Origin of the sequence: Citrobacter sp. RHB25-C09, assembly GCF_013836145.1 — a bacterium.
In the GTDB taxonomy this organism is placed as follows: domain Bacteria; phylum Pseudomonadota; class Gammaproteobacteria; order Enterobacterales; family Enterobacteriaceae; genus Citrobacter_A.
On the sequence record NZ_CP057483.1, the window covers coordinates 2,639,437 to 2,656,282 of the forward strand.

Below are 16,846 nucleotides of genomic sequence, written 5' to 3' on the forward strand. Positions count from 1 at the left end.
CTTAATGTCCTTGCGCGGTAATCAGTTGTCGTTTCGTCAACTGGTCGTAAATCATTACGGTGAGCAACCCTTCGGCTATAGCGATGGGGATCTGCGTCAGGCAGAAAATACCCATGAACTTGACGACCGAGCCCGTGGCTCCAGCTTCAGGATCGGGAAACGCCACGCCCAGCTGTACCGAGGTCACAAAATAGGTCACCAGATCCGCCAGCATGGCGCAGAGAAAGACGCCGACATCACGCCGTATACCTGCGCGGCAGGCCATTTGCCACACCAGATAACCCACAACCGGGCCAATGACCGCCATTGACATGCCGTTGGCTCCCAGCGTGGTTAACCCTCCGTGTGCCAGCAGCAGGGCCTGAAACAGCAGCACGATAGCGCCAAGAACGGCCACAACGCCCGGACCAAACAGGATCACCGCCAGTCCGACACCGGTCGGGTGCGAACAGCTTCCGGTCACCGATGGGATCTTCAGCGCGGAGAGCACGAAGATAAACGCGCCGCACAGTGCCAGCAGTACCTTTTGATGACTGTCATCCATCACGATATGCCGCAGACGCACCAGTCCGTACCACAGACACGGGAGAAACAGTAACCACCATGCCAGCGCCCACATTGGCGGTAAAAACCCTTCCATAATGTGCATCGCAAAAGCCTGCTCCGGCACAATCATCAGCAAGAGCGCCACCGCCAGGCCACTGAATGACAGTTTTTTCAACTGCTGCTCAAGATTCATTGTGCATCCCTCCACTGTTTATTGACCAGAATGGTCGAGAAGTAAGGTAACGGCTGATCGTCATCGACCTCGTGCAAATGCTGCCAGCACTGCTCACCGGGCAGCGTGGCTTCAGACATCATGAGCGCGCAATCCAGCAGTCCCGCCTGTTTCAGCAAGGCTTTAATGCGTGGAAAACGGCCATAAACTTTCATCAGAACCAGACTATCGTGTTGACTTAACGCCTGGGCAATTTCGGCTTCCGGCGCGGTGCAGGACACCACCGCCAGCGACTGCTGCTCCATCGCCAGCGGCGTTTTTGCGCGAGCGGCGATGGCAGCAAAGGATGTGACACCGGGGACAATCTCCAGCCACGGCGGACACCCAATACGCTGGAGTAAAAAAACCCAGGTGCTAAACAGCATGGCATCACCCAGCGTGATAAATCCCACGCGTTTACCGGCGTCCACGTCTTTCACCAGCGCAGCGGCGACTTCATCCCAAACGGCCTCTTTTTCCGCACTGTCAGCGCTCATCGGAAAATGGCAGCAGCGCACTTCGGTGTGCTCGCCGATATACTCTCGCACAATGGAAAGGGCCAGGCTGTCGCCGCCTTTACGCCCCGCCGGGGCATACAAAATATCCAGCGTTCCCAGAATGCGCGAGGCGCGAACAGTAATGAGATCGGACGCCCCCGGGCCAGTGCTCAGGGCAAACAGTCTGCCGCTCATGCTGCTTCCTCCATCGCGCTATTCAGTGCCTGATGGAGATGGGCGACGAACATCGCCCGCACCGCCGGGTTTTCCCCCAGGCCACTCAGCCACGGCGTTGCCGGTATCCCTGCGGCGTTAAACAGCGTTTTCCACGAATCTTCTTCATCAGAGGCCATATCGTTAATGGCATGGTCACCGGCCACCAGCATCAGCGGCATCAGATGCACGGCGCGAACCCCCTCTTTACGCAGGCTTTCAATCAGAATGTCGACTTCCGGATAGCTTTCTACCGCCCCCACACGCGCCGGGAATCCCTGCGCCGTCATCATATGATCGAGGCACGCATAGGCGGCAAAGGCGTGGTGGCTGGCACCGTGCCCCATAAACACCACCTTCTCACGTTCGCCAAGCGCGGGCATTTGCTGCTGTAGGGCCAACATCAACCGGGCGTAATCATCGTGGCTGCTGAGCAGAGGCACACCGAGCGTCAGGCGAGCAAAAAGCGGTCGCAGGCTCTGCACTTCGCGGACAATTTTTTCATATTCATCGCCATTGATAATATGCAGCGACTGAATCGCCACATCCTGATATCCCTGCTCGGCAAGCTTTTGCAACGCCTGAAGCGGAGTATTAATTTCTATACCGTCGCGCTGTCGGAGCTTGCGAATGATCATGCCGGAGGTGAAGGCACGAAACAGATCCCGGTCGGGGCAGCTTGCAGACAGATCGCGCTCGCAGGCGACGATATTTTTCTCACAGGTGTCGTGATAACTGGTGCCAAAGCTGACCACCAGAAGCGCTTTTTTCATGTGTGTGACTCCTTAAGCAGTGGCCAGCCAGCGTGCTAAACGCTGTTGAAATGCGGCCTGACTTTCCAGTAACTCATCTCCCGTCACCTGCGGCGCCGGGCGGGTAATCACGATGCAGGGAATACTCGCTTCCAGACAGGGCTGTACTTTTTCCTGATAGCCCCCCTCAGCGCCAGAAGCCTTAGTAATCACCACATCAGCCTGACACTGACGATAAAAGGCGGCGTTGAATTCAGCGCTAAAAGGCCCACATAGCGCGTATATTTCCCCCACCCCGAAGCCGAGTTCGGCACACTGCTGGATCACCCCGACGACCGGTAACACGCGGGCGAGCAGGATCTTCTCAGGCAACCCCACCCGCCACTGCGCCAAATCTTTGCTTCCTGTCGTCAGCAGGACACGCTTGCCAAAACGCCGCGCAACTTCACAGGCCTGCGCAATGCTCTGCACGCGAAAGAGCAGCGGATGTTGTAAGTTGTTAAGCTGCTCTGGTCGCTGATAGCGACTCAATAGCACGCCGGCCTGTTCACAGGCGCTGAGAATATTGCGGCTCACCACGTCGGCGTAGGGGTGCGAAGCATCAATCACCCAGCGCGTGTTGTTCACCTTCAGCCAGCTCACCATCTGCGCTAATTCCAGCCGGCCACAGCGCACCTGACCCCGGATATCACCCGCCAGCTGCTTCCCGGTCGGCGTTGCCACCGACAGGGTATAGGCCACGTTGGCCGCATCCAGTTGCTGGCATATCGTCCGGGCATCGCTGGTGCCGCCGATGACCAGCACATCGCCGTAACTCACAGCACGTAGCCTCGAGGAGTGATCATCAGCCCCTCCTGCACATAAGTTGCTTTATTACCGACGATCACCAGACTGGTCATGTCGACGGGTTCGAAATCCATCCCACTCAGCGTGGTTAACCATTTCTCCTGTTTCTTGCGCCCGGCCGATTTCACTACTCCCACCGGGGTTTGCCCGCTCTTGCTGGCGGCAAGCAGTTCAAAGGCGCGCGCCAGATGGCCTTCTCGACCCCGGCTGCGCGGGTTATAGAAACAGATCACAAAGTCTGCTTCCCCGGCGGCAATAATGCGTTTTTCGATAACCGGCCACGGCGTCAGCAGGTCGCTCAGGCTGATGTGGCAAAAGTCGTGCATCAACGGTGCGCCGAGTAACGACGCAGCGGCGATACTGGCGGTCATGCCGGGGATCAGGCGCACTTCAACATCCAGTTTCTGTTTGCTGACCAGTTCCAGCACCAGTCCAGCCATGCCATAAATTCCGGCGTCACCGCTGCTGATCAGCGCCACATTGTGCCCGGCCTGTGCCAGTTCAATCGCCGCCTGACAGCGCTCGATCTCTTTGCACATACCGGTTTTGATCACCTGCTTGTCGCCGGTAAACGCTTTCACCAGGTGGGTATACGTTTTGTAACCCACCACAATTTCCGCCGCCTGCAGCGCCTCTACGGCTTCCATGGTCATCATGGCCTGTGAGCCGGGGCCGATTCCGATAACGGTTAACATCAGTGTGAAACTCCCAAAGTGATAGTGACGCCCTGCTCGCGCAGCGTTTCGCCAGCCAGTTGCCCCTGGCTCAGCAACCACGCTGCCGGCCCCGAGACGCTACCGACGCCAACCGTTTGACGTACAAACGGAGACGCCGCAAAGCGATGTTCATGCTCACGCAGCGCGTCAGCGGTAAAGGTTTCAAACGGCACGCGCCAGCAGGAGGCAAGCTGAATCAGCCCCGCTTCATTTTTCTTGAGCGTGACGCTGCCGATGGCTTTCAGCGCCAGCGGATCAAAGCGTTGCGCTTCGAGCTGGCGTGCCAGCAGCGCCGCCAGCAGCGGAAACGGCGTATCGCGTCGACAGCCAATCCCGGCAACCACCCGCTGTGGCACCAGCTTCCAGTGCGGAATTGGGATCGCCGGCAGTTCGTTACGGAGGGTGATACAGACCAGCCCGTCCAGCTCAGGCAGTTGTTGAAGATCGGTCACGGTGATAAAACCGCGTCGGTCACAGTGCTGGACGTCTTCGGCCAATTCATCGTCCCACCACAGGCCAACCCGCTGATGGCTCACCAGCATCTGATTGACGACTTTGACCGCCGTGCGAAAGTCGGTCATTCGCGCATTAAGCTGGAATGCCAGCATATCGAGCGCTGCCAACTCGTTAACGTCAGTTGCCGTGGTAATCACCGGATCGGCCCCAAGCATGCCCGCCAGATAACGCGTCAGGGCATTCGCGCCACCCGCATGACCCGAAAGCAGGCTGATGACGTGCTGACCGCGCTCATCGATCACCACCACCGCGGGATCGCTGAATTTGTCATTCACCAGCGGGGCCAGTACGCGGACCGCAATCCCCGTCGCCCCAATAAAAATCAACGCAGAATAGTGGCTGAACGCGTCGCGAGCGGACTGGGCGAAACCGCCGTCAAACGGCAGAAACCCATCCTCCTGCAGCTTTTCACTGGTGAAGCAGGTCAGCGGTAGCATGGCCGACAACCGCTTCGCCAGCGCTACGCCGCCCGGCGTCAGGCAAAACAGCGCGATAGATTCAGGCTTTACGGTATTCATGGCTAAAATCCGCAGCGTAGAGTCTGGAGTAGTGATATTCATCTCCGAGGAAGTTGCCGACGAGAATGAGCGCAGTTTTGCGGATCCCTGCATCGCGCACTTTATCGGCGATATCCGCCAGCGTGCCGCGTACGGTCTGGCTTTCCGGCCAGGTGGCTTTATAGATCACGGCCACCGGCGTATTCGCGGGATACCCTCCTTCGACAAGCCGCTCGGCAACCCGATGAATGCGCTGTACGGAGAGATAAATCGCCATCGATGTCTGGTGGCTGGCAAAAGATTCCAGTTGCTCGCGCTCTGGTACGGGAGTGCGCCCTTCAAGACGGGTGATAATCAGGCTCTGTGAGACTTCCGGCACGGTGTATTCGACGCCAAGTTCCGCCGCCGCACCGAGGAAAGCGCTGACGCCGGGCACAACCTGCCAGGGGATGCCGCGCCGGGCAAGTTCCTCCCCCTGTTCACGCACCGATCCGTACAGCGACACGTCGCCGGTTTGCAATCTCACCACCGTTTTGCCGGCCTTCACTCCGGCTTCCATCAGATCGAGAATTTGCGCCAGATGCAGTTCCGCGCTGTCGTGGCACTCCGCACCTGCCGGGCAGTATTCCAGCAGTTCAGTGTTAATGAGCGAACCGGCATAAATCACCACCTGCGCCTGCTGTAGCAACCGGTAGCCCTTGAGGGTGATTAGCTCACGATCGCCGGGGCCTGCACCAACAAACCAGACGCAGCGGGGATCAAAAGTCTCAGACATGGCGTTCTTCCTTCTGACAGGCGATAACAAAAACAGGATTATTCGGTTTGAAATAGTGACCACTGCCGAGCGCGGTCAGTGATGAAACCTGGAGTTGTAGACATTCAATCTCTTTCACGGCCGACTGCTGCAACCAGGCCAGCGCCGTGTTGACGTTTTCCTGCAAGATAAAGGTCATCACCAGGCGGCCGCCTGGGTGCAACTGGCGCATCGACCAGTCGATAAGTTCAGTAAGAAACCCGCCGCTGCCGCCCATAAATATCGCATCGGCTTTGTCGGTGAGCGCCATTGACGCCTCACCAGGCAAAATATCGATGTTGGAGCAGGCAAAGTGCTGGCGGTTTTCGTCAAGCAAACGCAGAGCCGCCGGGTTGCGCTCAATGGCCGTCACGCGCAGCGAGGGGTACTGGAGCGCAGCTTCAATAGAAACGCTGCCGGTTCCTGCACCAATATCAATGAAATGTGTAGCCCGGTGCAGTTCGAGTTTAGCGAGTGCAAATGCACGAACCGCTTCTTTGGTCATCGGTACCTTCTCGCCACGCAGAAAAAGCTCATCTTTCATCAAGGATCACCACTGCATTCATTTCGTATTCCGCACAAACGTCACTGACGCGCAGCCAATGGATCCGTTCGTTTTCCATCGCCAGGTTTTCGCCAATCACCATCCAGCGATATCCCTTCCCACGCGCAGCCAGTTGCACCGCAATGTCTCGCGGCCCGCACTGGCCGTCAGTAACCATCCCCACTTTGCTATGCCGCGCAAGCGCATCGAAGCAGACCCGGCGCCCGTGACTGCTGGTGAGCCACATGTCGTTCATATCAATTCCCGTCTGGGCGCAAAGGTACTGCACGGCACTGATCCCCGGAATAATGCGCACCTGGGCAATGCCAAAATGGGCGACCAGTCGCGTGCCGATGCCATAAAAAAGCGGATCGCCCGAGGCCAGCACCACCACGCGTTTCTCCCGAAGAGTCTCTAGCCAGCTCAACAATTCTGGAATGTTGGCCCCCAGTGCAAACTGCTCACCCTGAAAGCCTGGAAATTGCTGCAAATGACGCTTTCCCCCCACCAGCACGTCAGCATTTTCGACAGCCTCACGCGCAGCGGGTGCCATCAGGTGCAGCGCGCCTGGCCCCATTCCAACAACCGTTAACATTGCAACTCCCGGGCGATGACGTCGACGGGGCGACTGCTGCCAAGTACCTGGTTATCAAATGAGAACATGATGGCGTCGCAAACTGGCGGTTTTTGGGTAAAACGCAGCATCTGCATGACGCGCAGGCAAATGCGTTCCGCCAGATGGTTGTAAATATGCTCAAACCCCCTGGCTGCAATAGGCTCCATCGCGGCTTCGGTGGTATCGCATTCACTCACCTCTTTGAGCAATTCCAGCGGCGCGCCGAGTAGCGCCAGATGTGCAACCAGGGTTTCCATGCGCGCATCGGCAATATGGCTGTGGGTGTGGAAAATCCCGGCGGCGATTTTGATCAGCTTGCCGGGATGACCCACTAACACGATATGGCGAAATCCCAGCCGCACCGCCTCTTCAATCATGTAACCGACGAAATTGCTCATGGTGACCACCACGACGGTATCAATGCCCATCTGCTCGCGGACGAAACGTTCACCATGATTGCCGGGCACCAGCACCACGCAATCCAGCCCTTCAGCGCGTTTGATTTCCAGCTCCAGCGATAACGAGCGCTTCCAGCTCTCTTCAGACATCGGCGTGACAATGCCGGTGGTACCAATAATCGAAATGCCGCCCAGAATACCGAGACGTGAGTTGTAGGTTTTTTGCGCGCGTTCTTCGCCTTCCGGCGCGAAAATCTCAATGTCCGCCCCCCGTGTCGGGCCTATCGCCTCACGGACAGCGGCTTCAATGGTATGGCGCGGGGTACGGTTAATCGCCGGACTGCCAATCGGTAAACCGATTCCTTTGCGGGTGACGGTACCAACCCCCTCACCGCCCAGAAGAGCAATCTTGCCGCTGTTATTCAGCGTCACGCGCGCAAAGATCAACATACCGTGCGTTGCATCGACATCGTCACCGCCGTCTTTGCGAATGGCGGCAATCGCCTGCTGTCCTTCGATGTGGGGTGATTCAACGTTAAGGCACAGCGTGACACCAGACGGTGTGACAATCGAAATCTGGTGAATCAAATGCTGGCGCAGCACCATCAGCGCAGCGACCTTCGCCGCCGCCGTAGCGCATGAGCCGGTGGTGTACCCCTTACGCAGCGCTTTGCCGTTATGCCACACCGGCGAATCGAATGCCTGATCGCTCATCGCGCCCCCTGCATGTGATAAAGCAGAGCGTTAATAATCGCCGCTGCAACGTTGCTACCGCCTTTACGACCCAGCGCGGCAATTGCGGGAAGATGGCTTTTCGTCAGCGCATCTTTGGATTCCGCCGCACCTACGAACCCTACCGGTACCCCCACCACGCCGCTCACAGCCACATCATGTTCAAGCAGACGAAATAACGCGGTGGGTGCGTTGCCAAACACAAACACCTTTTCCCCCATTTCAGTGACCGCGATGTCCACGGCAGCCATAGATCGGGTGATTCCCTGCGCCCGCGCCTGTGCGACAACCCGGGGATCGCTGATGTAACAGCGGCATTCGCCGCCAGACCTTGCCAGCAAGGTTTTGTTAATCCCCGAAAGCGCCATGGTGGTATCGGTATAGATCACTGACGGGCGACTCAGTGCCGCACAAAGGGCGTCGAGCACATCATCCGAAAACCAAAGAATATCCAGCCAGTCAAAGTCAGCCGTGGTATGAATCGCTCGTTTTACAATCGCCTCGTGCAGCGGACTGGCAAACCGATATTCCGGGCGCGTCTCAGCGATGATCTCGCCAATGATGTCGAAACTTTTGGCCTCAATCGCCATGGGTTGCTGGATGTATTGCATTTTCTTTTATCCTCAGGCTACGCCAACCACCAGCCAGCGCGTCACGAGGAACAGCACCAGAACCAGCGTTGAAGCAACCCACATCAGTCGAATTGTGCGGGAAATGTCGTCTACCGTGACGTTACGCGTCGCATCACCAATCCACGGTTTTTCAACCCGCTCGCCAAAATAATCATTCGGCCCACCGAGGCGGATCCCCAATGCCCCGGCAACCGGGGCTTCTGCCCATGCGCAGTTTGGACTGCTGTGGTTGTAGCGATCGCGCCAGCCAACGCGCAACGCGCGAGCACCATCGTTACCGCACAGCACCGCAGCTACGCTTAGCAGAAGCCAGCTAAGACGGGCGGGAATAAAATTTGCCACGTCATCCAGTCGGGCGCTGACCATGCCAATTGCCCGGTATTTCTCATGCTTGTAACCGACCATGGAATCGAGGGTATTCACTGCCTTGTAGGCCATCGCCAGCGGTGCCCCGCCTAGCAGCAGGTAAAACAACGGCGCAATAATGCCGTCGACCGTGTTTTCTGCGACGGTTTCCACTACCGCCCGGTTAATTTGTTCAGGTGCAAGCTGTGAAGTGTCGCGTCCCACAATCCATGACAGTTTGTTACGGCTTTCTTCAAGATCCCCGGCACGCAGAGGGCGCTCCACGTCCTGCGCCGCGGTCGCCAGACTGCGTCCCGCAAGGACGGTAAAGATCATCCAGACCTCAACAATCCAGCCCAGCCACGGGTGGATCGTTCGCGCAAGCGCCAACGCGCCCCAGGCAATCGCCCACGTCATCCCCACCACCACCAGCCACAGCACGCCACCGCCAATGCGCAACGCCCGGTCGCTGTGGCAGTGGCGGCGAATCATTTGCTGTGCAAGAGAGATGAAATTGCCAATCCAGCGCACCGGATGCGGCCAGTTCTGTGGGTCGCCAATCAGGAGGTCAAGGATCCAGGCCACACACCATGCCAGCAGCGTCATAGGGCCTCCCGGGCGGCGTTTAGCCAGTGGGTTAACATCGTGGGACGCTGAGCAAAATGAACATGAAGATAACTGGCAAACGTATTGCCGACCTGCCAGCCGCCGGACCACGTCCGCATGACGTGACCGTCACGCACTTTGCAACAATCCAGCACGGCGGGCGTTTCGGGAGAAAAATCAGAGTAGTGGAATTCATGGCCGCGCAGCACTTCACCTTTCGCAGCCAGCAGCGTTGGCTGGTTCGCCTGCGCCTCACAATAGCCAAAGCGGGTCAATCGTTTCCCCATTTTGCTGCGACCGGGAATGATATTCGCCATTCGATGAACCTCGCCTTCAGCATCTTCCAGAAGCGTGCTGAGATACATCAGCCCCCCACACTCGGCGTAGATAGCAACGCCGCGCCGATGTGCGTCACGCAGGCTCTCCAGCATTGAGGTATTCGCCGCCAGCGCCGCTGCATGCAATTCGGGATATCCCCCCCCCAGCCAGACCATCTGACACTCAGGCAGTGTACGATCGTGCAGAGGGCTAAAGCGGGCGATATTCAGGCCGGTGCGCGCCAGCAGCGTCAGGTTATCGGGATAATAAAAATTAAACGCTTCATCATCGGCAATTGCGATGGTTAGCCCTTCCCCGGCATTGGCGGCAGGGAGCTCAGGCCATGCGCCCTGGGGCAACGTCTCCCGTTGGCTTAACCCCAGCAACAGATCAATATCTAACGTTTGCTCAAGCATGGCGGCGAAATCCTGCCACGGCTGCTGATTAATCACGGATTCACGCGCGGTAACCAGGCCCAGATGGCGTTCTGGAAGCGCAACGCCGGGCACATGAGGCACATAGCCGAGGACAGGAATAGCGCAGTAATGCGCAATCGCGGTTTTGAGGAGCTGAAAATGCGAGTCGCTATTGACGCGATTAACAATCACGCCAGCGATATTCAGGGAAGGATCAAAATGCTGAAAGCCCATCACCGTGGCGGCGATGGAGGTGGATACCGCCTTCCCGTCGACCAGCAGAATGACCGGGCAAGCCAGTTGCTTCGCCATCGCGGCGGTACTGCAATAGTCCGGATCGGTGCCATAGCCGTCATACAGCCCCATCACACCTTCGATAACGGCAATATCCGCCTGTTGCATCCGTTCAGAAAACAGCGCATTAAGGATGGATTCGGGAAGCATGAAGCTGTCGAGATTGCAGGATGGGGTGCCGTAGATTGCCGTATGCCAGGCGGTATCCAGATAGTCAGGACCGACCTTACAAGGTTGGACGCGAAGACCCCGCTGTTTTAACAGACTCAGCAAGCCCAGCGTCACCGTGGTTTTACCACAACCGCTACCGGTGCCCGCCAGAACAAACGCGTACTGCTTCGCCGCCATAACCCTGATCCTGTTCAGGGTGGTAAGGGTCCAGATACATATCCTCTGACTACGTCAGGTTGCAGGAAAGCCATTACCCTGCAAGGTGCAATAGAGTGAGTAAGAACCTATCCCATTAGGCTATTTCATTTGCCATTTTGAACCTGGGCAGTGCTCAGAATCCTCACGTACTGCGTGTACGTTCCGGTTCTTCCGCGCTGTCCGTGTTCAAACTGGCTGCAACAATTACGCCTACTGGGATAGGTTCTAAACCCAGTCTTTCGACCTATGTATCAAAACAACCCACTTCCCACCGAAGTTGTTGGTTATATCCGAGAGGCTGGTCTTCTGGCTTAGCGTCATCCTCGCCCGTCCTTCCCAATCTTGCGATCAGTGGTGTTTACGGGGTTGTCAGCATCACAGCAGCGGGGGCTGCGGGGGATTTTCACCCCCTTCCCAGACACAAATGTGTCAAACCTGTCGGCTTAGATTATGAACAGAATGACACCTGTTCATAATGAAAATACTAATAAATGGGGCATTCTCTTTTCACTTCAAACAATGCCACACTGAAACTATTTTGAACTCAATGTCAGGGCAGAGAATAATAAATGCCCTTCACAATGACACTGTATCCCATCACAAAAATAAAAACTGGTGAAGTTTTTTCCTTAAAAAGCGTTATTTTATTGTGCTATGACAAATTATTGCCATGCAAAATAAAAAAAACATTATCCATAACTGAGTTACGCGAGAATATCAAAAATCGGCAATAGCAAAATATTGCTATTTATACCGATTCAGTGGGCAAATCATCGTTTATTTTTTGCCTGTAGGCCTGCGGGGTGACCTGATAAGTTTGACGAAAAACTTTGCAGAAATAACTGGTCTGCGAAAAACCTAAATTACGTGCAATGCTGGCAATACTCCAGTCGCTGTGGCAGAGCAGTTCTCTGGCACTGGCCATGCGCTGCTGATTCACCCATGCATTGAAACCGATGCCCTGATATTTTTTGAATAACTTACTGAAATAATAAGGGCTGAGATAAACATGAGAAGCCACATCTTCCAGGCGTAGATCGTCAGACAAGTGCGCATCAATGTAGCGCAGCGCTTTTTTCATCTTACTGTCATGTGGGCTGGCAGCACGATTCGGCCGCGCAGGTTCGGTGGGCTGCGTGCTGTCTTTGATCACTACAAAATTGAGCTGCTTTTTGAGACAGTTTTCTACGATCAGCTTCAGTAGATCCGCAGACGCCATAACCCGGGAGTAGTCCATTTCCGGGACGTTACGAAATTCATTGAGCAGTTCAGGGTCAGCCTGCCAGCGATCGTCGACATTGAGAATATCCACCAGCGCGACATCGCTGTCATCACGTAAACGCACCTGACCGCACAAGACGAACCCAACCAGATGGCCTGCGATTACCAGAGGAATGGAGAAGTCGGTTAACCCAGCGTGACAGCGGTAAATGCACGGCTGGTCTGACTTTGACGCTTCCAGTCCTCCACAGCGATCGCTCATCCGGCAGCGGGTGCTGTGCTGAGGGTGCTGACGCATCAGTTGACAAAAAGGCGTGAAATTAAAGAGCTCAGAAATCTCATCACCATGAATATTGACAACCACAACTGCCAGACTGGTAGCTTGCGCAAAATCCTGAGCGATTTTATTAATGAGTTCTGAGTTAAGGGCGCTCGCAGAAATCATGATAAAATCCCTCAGTTAATCCGTTGTTATATTAAGAACAAAATTTTAACATTTACTCTGTCATCTCATATCCCTGTAAATGACAGCAAGTACCTGGACAATAACAAAAGTCTCCCAGTGTGGGGAGACTTTTTAGTCAGTTCGTGAAAGCAGATCACGAAATAGTTTTTTGCGCCCGATTAATACCCGTTCGTTCCTTGATTAGGCGTCCGTTTCTTCAATCTTACAGGTATTACAGGGTAAATTTTTACCAATAAAATAGCGGTAAATAGCTGCACCTGCGCAAGCGCCAATCAGTGGAGCAATAATCGGTACAATAAAGTATGGGATATCGCGACCACCAGTCATGGCGATATCCCCCCACCCTGCGAACCATGCAAACAGTTTAGGTCCAAAATCACGTGCGGGGTTCATGGCAAACCCGGTGAGCGGACCTGTTGATGCACCGATAACCGCTACCAGAATACCAATCAGCAACGGGGCTAGTGGTCCTTTCGGCACGCCGTTACCGTCATCGGTAAGCGCCATGATAAGCCCCATGAGGATAGAAGTAATCACTACTTCCACCAGTCCGGCTTGCCACACGCTCAGCGCAGCGGCGGGGTAAGTACTGAAAATACTGGCCAGGTACAGGCTCTCAACGCTGCCGCGCACCATGCTATTCGCTGCTTCATATTCGATGAACAAGTTGCCATAAAGCAGGTAAGCCAGAGCTGCGCCGCCGAACGCCCCTGCCAGTTGTGCCAGCGAGTAAGGCAATACTTTGCGTCCCGGGAAACAGGCGAACAGCCATAGCGCAACGGTGACCGCCGGGTTCAGGTGTCCCCCTGAAATGCCCGCCGTCAGATAAACGGCCAGAGAAATACCAAGACCCCAGATGATACAAATCTCCCAAAGGCCAAGGCTGGCACCTGCGACTTTCAACGCGCTAAGGCAGCCAATACCAAAAAACAGAAACAGCCCGGTGCCCAAAAACTCGGCAATGCATTGCGCTTTCAGTGAATCATTCATTGTGACACCTTCTTAGAAGCGTTTGTGTCCTGGCCAGCGGACCCTTGCTGACCGTAGAGTACAACAACGCTTACTATAAAAACTGGCGGCTAAAAATTGTTGGCAACCTGTCCTGCAGATTCTTAGAAAAATCGTGCTGCGATAGCAATTTCTTGCTACCCCCTTATTTCGTCTGGTGCATGTGATGGACAACCGCGCTATTAATCACCGTATTTTGCAATAGTAATTTCTTGCTTTTCTATTATCTTCTTTTTTCAATCAAGCTCACAAATTCAAATCTGATTGTTTTCGCGCCATAGCAAATGAAATTAACCCTGTCACTCACAAAAATGTAAATCTGGAATAGCGAAAGCCAAAATATCACAATATTTATTTCCATTTTATCCTTTCATTACAATCAGATAAAATACCACCCAGCAATTTTATCACATCCGCACTCCATTAATTTATCATCCTGACTTTCAAGTCAGCCATTCTTTTTCCTCGCTTCTTTTTATAGTCGTAATTATCGGGACAAACCCAGGCGAGGTCTTTATGCAACAAGAAGCGTTAGGAATGGTAGAAACCAAAGGCTTGACTGCCGCCATCGAGGCCGCAGACGCCATGGTGAAATCGGCAAATGTCATGCTGGTTGGCTACGAAAAAATTGGCTCAGGACTGGTCACCGTCATTGTTCGCGGTGATGTCGGGGCTGTGAAAGCGGCAACCGATGCCGGTGCAGCCGCTGCGCGGAACGTGGGGGAAGTGAAAGCCGTACACGTGATTCCACGTCCGCATACCGATGTAGAAAAAATCTTACCGAAGGGAATTAACCCATGAGTAGCAATGAGCTGGTTGAACAGATCATGGCGCAGGTTATTGCCCGTGTGGCAACACCTGAGCAATCGGGCATCCCTGATAAAACCCATCCAAAACGAGAGACGGCTATGGCAGAGAAGAGCTGCAGTTTAACGGAATTTGTTGGCACCGCGATTGGCGACACCGTAGGTCTGGTGATTGCAAACGTCGACAGTGCCTTACTGGAAGCCATGAAGCTTGAGAAGCGCTATCGCTCCATTGGCATTCTTGGTGCACGAACCGGTGCTGGTCCGCACATCATGGCGGCAGACGAAGCGGTTAAAGCTACCAATACCGAAGTGGTCAGTATTGAACTGCCGCGCGACACCAAAGGCGGTGCTGGTCACGGTTCACTGATCATTTTAGGCGGTAACGACGTGTCTGATGTGAAGCGCGGGATCGAAGTGGCGCTCAAAGAACTCGACCGCACCTTTGGCGACGTCTATGCCAACGAAGCTGGACACATCGAGCTGCAATACACCGCGCGCGCCAGCTACGCGCTGGAGAAAGCTTTTGGTGCCCCCGTGGGTCGCGCATGTGGTGTGATTGTCGGCGCTCCCGCCTCTGTCGGCGTTCTGATGGCCGATACCGCGCTGAAATCCGCAAATGTCGAGGTCGTGGCTTACAGCTCGCCAGCGCATGGCACCAGCTTCAGTAACGAAGCCATACTGGTGATTTCCGGCGATTCCGGCGCAGTCCGTCAGGCGGTCATTTCCGCGCGCGAAATCGGCAAAACCGTGCTTTCGACGCTCGGCGCGACACCGACAAACGATCGCCCGTCCTATATCTGATATCCGTGAGGCTCATTCATGAGATCGAAAAGATTTGAAGCACTGGCGAAACGCCCTGTCAATCAGGACGGCTTCGTTAAGGAGTGGATCGAAGAAGGCTTCATTGCGATGGAAAGCCCGAACGATCCCAAACCGTCGATTAAAATCGTCAACGGCGCGGTGACGGAACTTGATGGTAAATCCGTCAGCCAGTTTGACCTGATCGACCACTTCATTGCCCGCTACGGCATCAACCTGGCGCGTGCCGAAGAAGTGATGGCGATGGACTCCGTTAAGCTCGCCAATATGCTGTGCGACCCTAACGTGAAGCGTCGCGACATCGTGCCGCTGACGACGGCGATGACGCCGGCGAAAATCGTCGAAGTGGTTTCGCACATGAACGTGGTTGAGATGATGATGGCGATGCAAAAAATGCGCGCGCGTCGTACCCCATCTCAGCAGGCACACGTTACTAACGTCAAAGATAACCCGGTGCAGATCGCTGCCGATGCCGCTGAAGGCGCATGGCGCGGGTTCGATGAGCAAGAGACGACGGTGGCCGTGGCGCGCTATGCCCCGTTTAACGCTATTGCGCTGTTGGTGGGTTCACAGGTCGGTCGTCCTGGGGTATTAACTCAATGCTCGCTGGAAGAGGCAACCGAGCTGAAACTCGGGATGCTGGGCCATACCTGCTACGCCGAAACCATCTCCGTCTACGGTACCGAACCAGTATTCACCGACGGTGATGACACTCCATGGTCAAAAGGTTTCCTCGCCTCTTCCTACGCTTCTCGTGGTTTAAAGATGCGTTTCACCTCCGGCTCTGGTTCTGAAGTGCAGATGGGCTATGCCGAAGGCAAATCCATGCTGTATCTGGAAGCGCGCTGTATTTATATCACCAAGGCCGCGGGCGTGCAGGGGCTGCAAAACGGCTCCGTCAGTTGCATCGGCGTACCGTCTGCGGTTCCGTCAGGGATCCGCGCCGTACTGGCTGAAAACCTGATTTGTTCATCACTGGATCTGGAATGCGCCTCCAGTAACGACCAGACCTTCACCCACTCTGATATGCGTCGTACCGCACGTCTGCTGATGCAGTTTCTGCCAGGGACCGACTTTATCTCCTCCGGTTATTCCGCCGTTCCCAACTACGACAACATGTTCGCGGGTTCCAACGAAGACGCTGAAGACTTTGATGATTACAACGTCATCCAGCGCGACCTGAAGGTCGACGGCGGTCTGCGCCCGGTTCGCGAAGAAGACGTTATTGCTATTCGTAACAAAGCGGCCCGCGCACTACAGGCGGTTTTCGCCGGGATGGGGCTGCCGCCAATTACGGATGAAGAAGTCGAAGCGGCAACGTATGCACACGGTTCGAAAGATATGCCTGAACGTAACATCGTCGAAGACATCAAGTTCGCCCAGGAGATCATCAATAAGAATCGCAACGGTCTGGAAGTGGTGAAAGCACTGGCGCAGGGCGGTTTTACCGACGTCGCTCAGGACATGCTCAACATCCAGAAAGCCAAGCTAACCGGAGACTATCTGCATACCTCCGCCATTATCGTCGGCGACGGTCAAGTGCTCTCTGCGGTCAATGACGTCAACGATTATGCCGGTCCGGCAACAGGTTATCGCCTGCAGGGCGAACGCTGGGAAGAGATTAAAAACATCCCTGGCGCACTTGATCCCAACGAGCTCGGCTAAG

18 protein-coding genes and 1 riboswitch are annotated in these 16,846 nt (G+C 55.2%); of the genes, 3 read left to right on the forward strand and 15 right to left on the reverse strand.

Going from position 1 to position 16,846, the window contains the following annotated elements; genetic code table 11:
• Window position 1: 1 nt before the first annotated feature.
• From cbiM to pduF, 15 genes are all read right to left on the reverse strand, one after another.
• Complete coding sequence (gene cbiM, locus HVY19_RS12370) at window positions 2-739, reverse strand: cobalt ECF transporter S component CbiM (RefSeq protein ID WP_181680879.1); 738 nt, start codon at window positions 737-739, stop codon at window positions 2-4.
• The gene (locus HVY19_RS12375) at window positions 736-1,449 is read right to left on the reverse strand and encodes a cobalt-factor II C(20)-methyltransferase (protein WP_181680880.1); all 714 of its coding nucleotides are present in this window, start codon (window positions 1,447-1,449) and stop codon (window positions 736-738) included. Before HVY19_RS12375 ends, cbiM begins: the two co-directional genes overlap by 4 nt.
• Window positions 1,446-2,240, reverse strand: a complete 795-nt coding sequence (locus HVY19_RS12380; protein WP_181680881.1) for a sirohydrochlorin cobaltochelatase — start codon at window positions 2,238-2,240, stop codon at window positions 1,446-1,448. The genes HVY19_RS12375 and HVY19_RS12380 overlap by 4 nt, the downstream gene beginning before the upstream one ends.
• A 12-nt stretch (window positions 2,241-2,252) precedes the next feature.
• On the reverse strand, window positions 2,253-3,038 hold the full coding sequence (locus tag HVY19_RS12385; protein ID WP_181680882.1) for a cobalt-precorrin-6A reductase: 786 nt from the start codon (window positions 3,036-3,038) through the stop codon (window positions 2,253-2,255).
• Window positions 3,035-3,760 (reverse strand): precorrin-3B C(17)-methyltransferase, encoded by a 726-nt coding sequence (locus tag HVY19_RS12390; protein ID WP_181680883.1) that lies wholly within the window; start codon window positions 3,758-3,760, stop codon window positions 3,035-3,037. The genes HVY19_RS12385 and HVY19_RS12390 overlap by 4 nt, the downstream gene beginning before the upstream one ends.
• Entirely contained in the window at window positions 3,760-4,815 is a 1,056-nt protein-coding gene (gene cbiG / locus HVY19_RS12395; protein ID WP_181680884.1) for a cobalt-precorrin 5A hydrolase, read from the reverse strand. Before cbiG ends, HVY19_RS12390 begins: the two co-directional genes overlap by 1 nt.
• Window positions 4,796-5,569, reverse strand: coding sequence for a cobalt-precorrin-4 methyltransferase (locus HVY19_RS12400; protein WP_181680885.1), 774 nt, complete (start codon window positions 5,567-5,569; stop codon window positions 4,796-4,798). Before HVY19_RS12400 ends, cbiG begins: the two co-directional genes overlap by 20 nt.
• Window positions 5,562-6,131 carry a decarboxylating cobalt-precorrin-6B (C(15))-methyltransferase gene (locus HVY19_RS12405; RefSeq protein ID WP_181680886.1) on the reverse strand — a complete coding sequence of 190 codons (570 nt, stop codon included), beginning with the start codon at window positions 6,129-6,131 and terminating at the stop codon, window positions 5,562-5,564. The genes HVY19_RS12400 and HVY19_RS12405 overlap by 8 nt, the downstream gene beginning before the upstream one ends.
• The gene (locus HVY19_RS12410; protein ID WP_181680887.1) at window positions 6,121-6,726 is read right to left on the reverse strand and encodes a cobalt-precorrin-7 (C(5))-methyltransferase; all 606 of its coding nucleotides are present in this window, start codon (window positions 6,724-6,726) and stop codon (window positions 6,121-6,123) included. Before HVY19_RS12410 ends, HVY19_RS12405 begins: the two co-directional genes overlap by 11 nt.
• Complete coding sequence (cbiD, locus tag HVY19_RS12415) at window positions 6,720-7,859, reverse strand: cobalt-precorrin-5B (C(1))-methyltransferase CbiD (RefSeq protein WP_181680888.1); 1,140 nt, start codon at window positions 7,857-7,859, stop codon at window positions 6,720-6,722. The genes HVY19_RS12410 and cbiD overlap by 7 nt, the downstream gene beginning before the upstream one ends.
• Window positions 7,856-8,488, reverse strand: coding sequence for a cobalt-precorrin-8 methylmutase (locus HVY19_RS12420; protein WP_181680889.1), 633 nt, complete (start codon window positions 8,486-8,488; stop codon window positions 7,856-7,858). The genes cbiD and HVY19_RS12420 overlap by 4 nt, the downstream gene beginning before the upstream one ends.
• Before the next feature lie 12 nt (window positions 8,489-8,500).
• A complete protein-coding gene (cbiB, locus tag HVY19_RS12425; protein WP_181680890.1) occupies window positions 8,501-9,460 on the reverse strand; it encodes an adenosylcobinamide-phosphate synthase CbiB in 960 nt (319 codons plus the stop codon).
• Window positions 9,457-10,836 (reverse strand): cobyrinate a,c-diamide synthase, encoded by a 1,380-nt coding sequence (locus HVY19_RS12430; protein ID WP_181680891.1) that lies wholly within the window; start codon window positions 10,834-10,836, stop codon window positions 9,457-9,459. The genes cbiB and HVY19_RS12430 overlap by 4 nt, the downstream gene beginning before the upstream one ends.
• A 299-nt stretch (window positions 10,837-11,135) precedes the next feature.
• Window positions 11,136-11,311: riboswitch (cobalamin riboswitch) on the reverse strand.
• A gap of 294 nt (window positions 11,312-11,605) precedes the next feature.
• Window positions 11,606-12,523 carry a regulatory protein PocR gene (pocR, locus tag HVY19_RS12435; protein WP_181680892.1) on the reverse strand — a complete coding sequence of 306 codons (918 nt, stop codon included), beginning with the start codon at window positions 12,521-12,523 and terminating at the stop codon, window positions 11,606-11,608.
• Window positions 12,524-12,724: 201 nt separating this feature from the next.
• Window positions 12,725-13,534 (reverse strand): propanediol diffusion facilitator PduF, encoded by an 810-nt coding sequence (gene pduF / locus HVY19_RS12440; RefSeq protein WP_181680893.1) that lies wholly within the window; start codon window positions 13,532-13,534, stop codon window positions 12,725-12,727.
• 534 nt (window positions 13,535-14,068) lie between these two features.
• On the opposite strand from pduF, the gene pduA reads away from it, so the two are divergent.
• From pduA to pduC, 3 genes are read left to right on the forward strand one after another with little or no spacing between them, the layout of a single operon-like run.
• On the forward strand, window positions 14,069-14,353 hold the full coding sequence (pduA, locus tag HVY19_RS12445) for a propanediol utilization microcompartment protein PduA (RefSeq protein WP_012906330.1): 285 nt from the start codon (window positions 14,069-14,071) through the stop codon (window positions 14,351-14,353).
• Window positions 14,350-15,162, forward strand: coding sequence for a propanediol utilization microcompartment protein PduB (gene pduB, locus HVY19_RS12450; RefSeq protein ID WP_181680894.1), 813 nt, complete (start codon window positions 14,350-14,352; stop codon window positions 15,160-15,162). Before pduA ends, pduB begins: the two co-directional genes overlap by 4 nt.
• An 18-nt stretch (window positions 15,163-15,180) precedes the next feature.
• Window positions 15,181-16,845: a propanediol dehydratase large subunit PduC gene (gene pduC, locus HVY19_RS12455; RefSeq protein ID WP_042318193.1), complete on the forward strand. Its 1,665-nt coding sequence runs from the start codon at window positions 15,181-15,183 to the stop codon at window positions 16,843-16,845.
• Window position 16,846 lies beyond the last annotated feature (1 nt).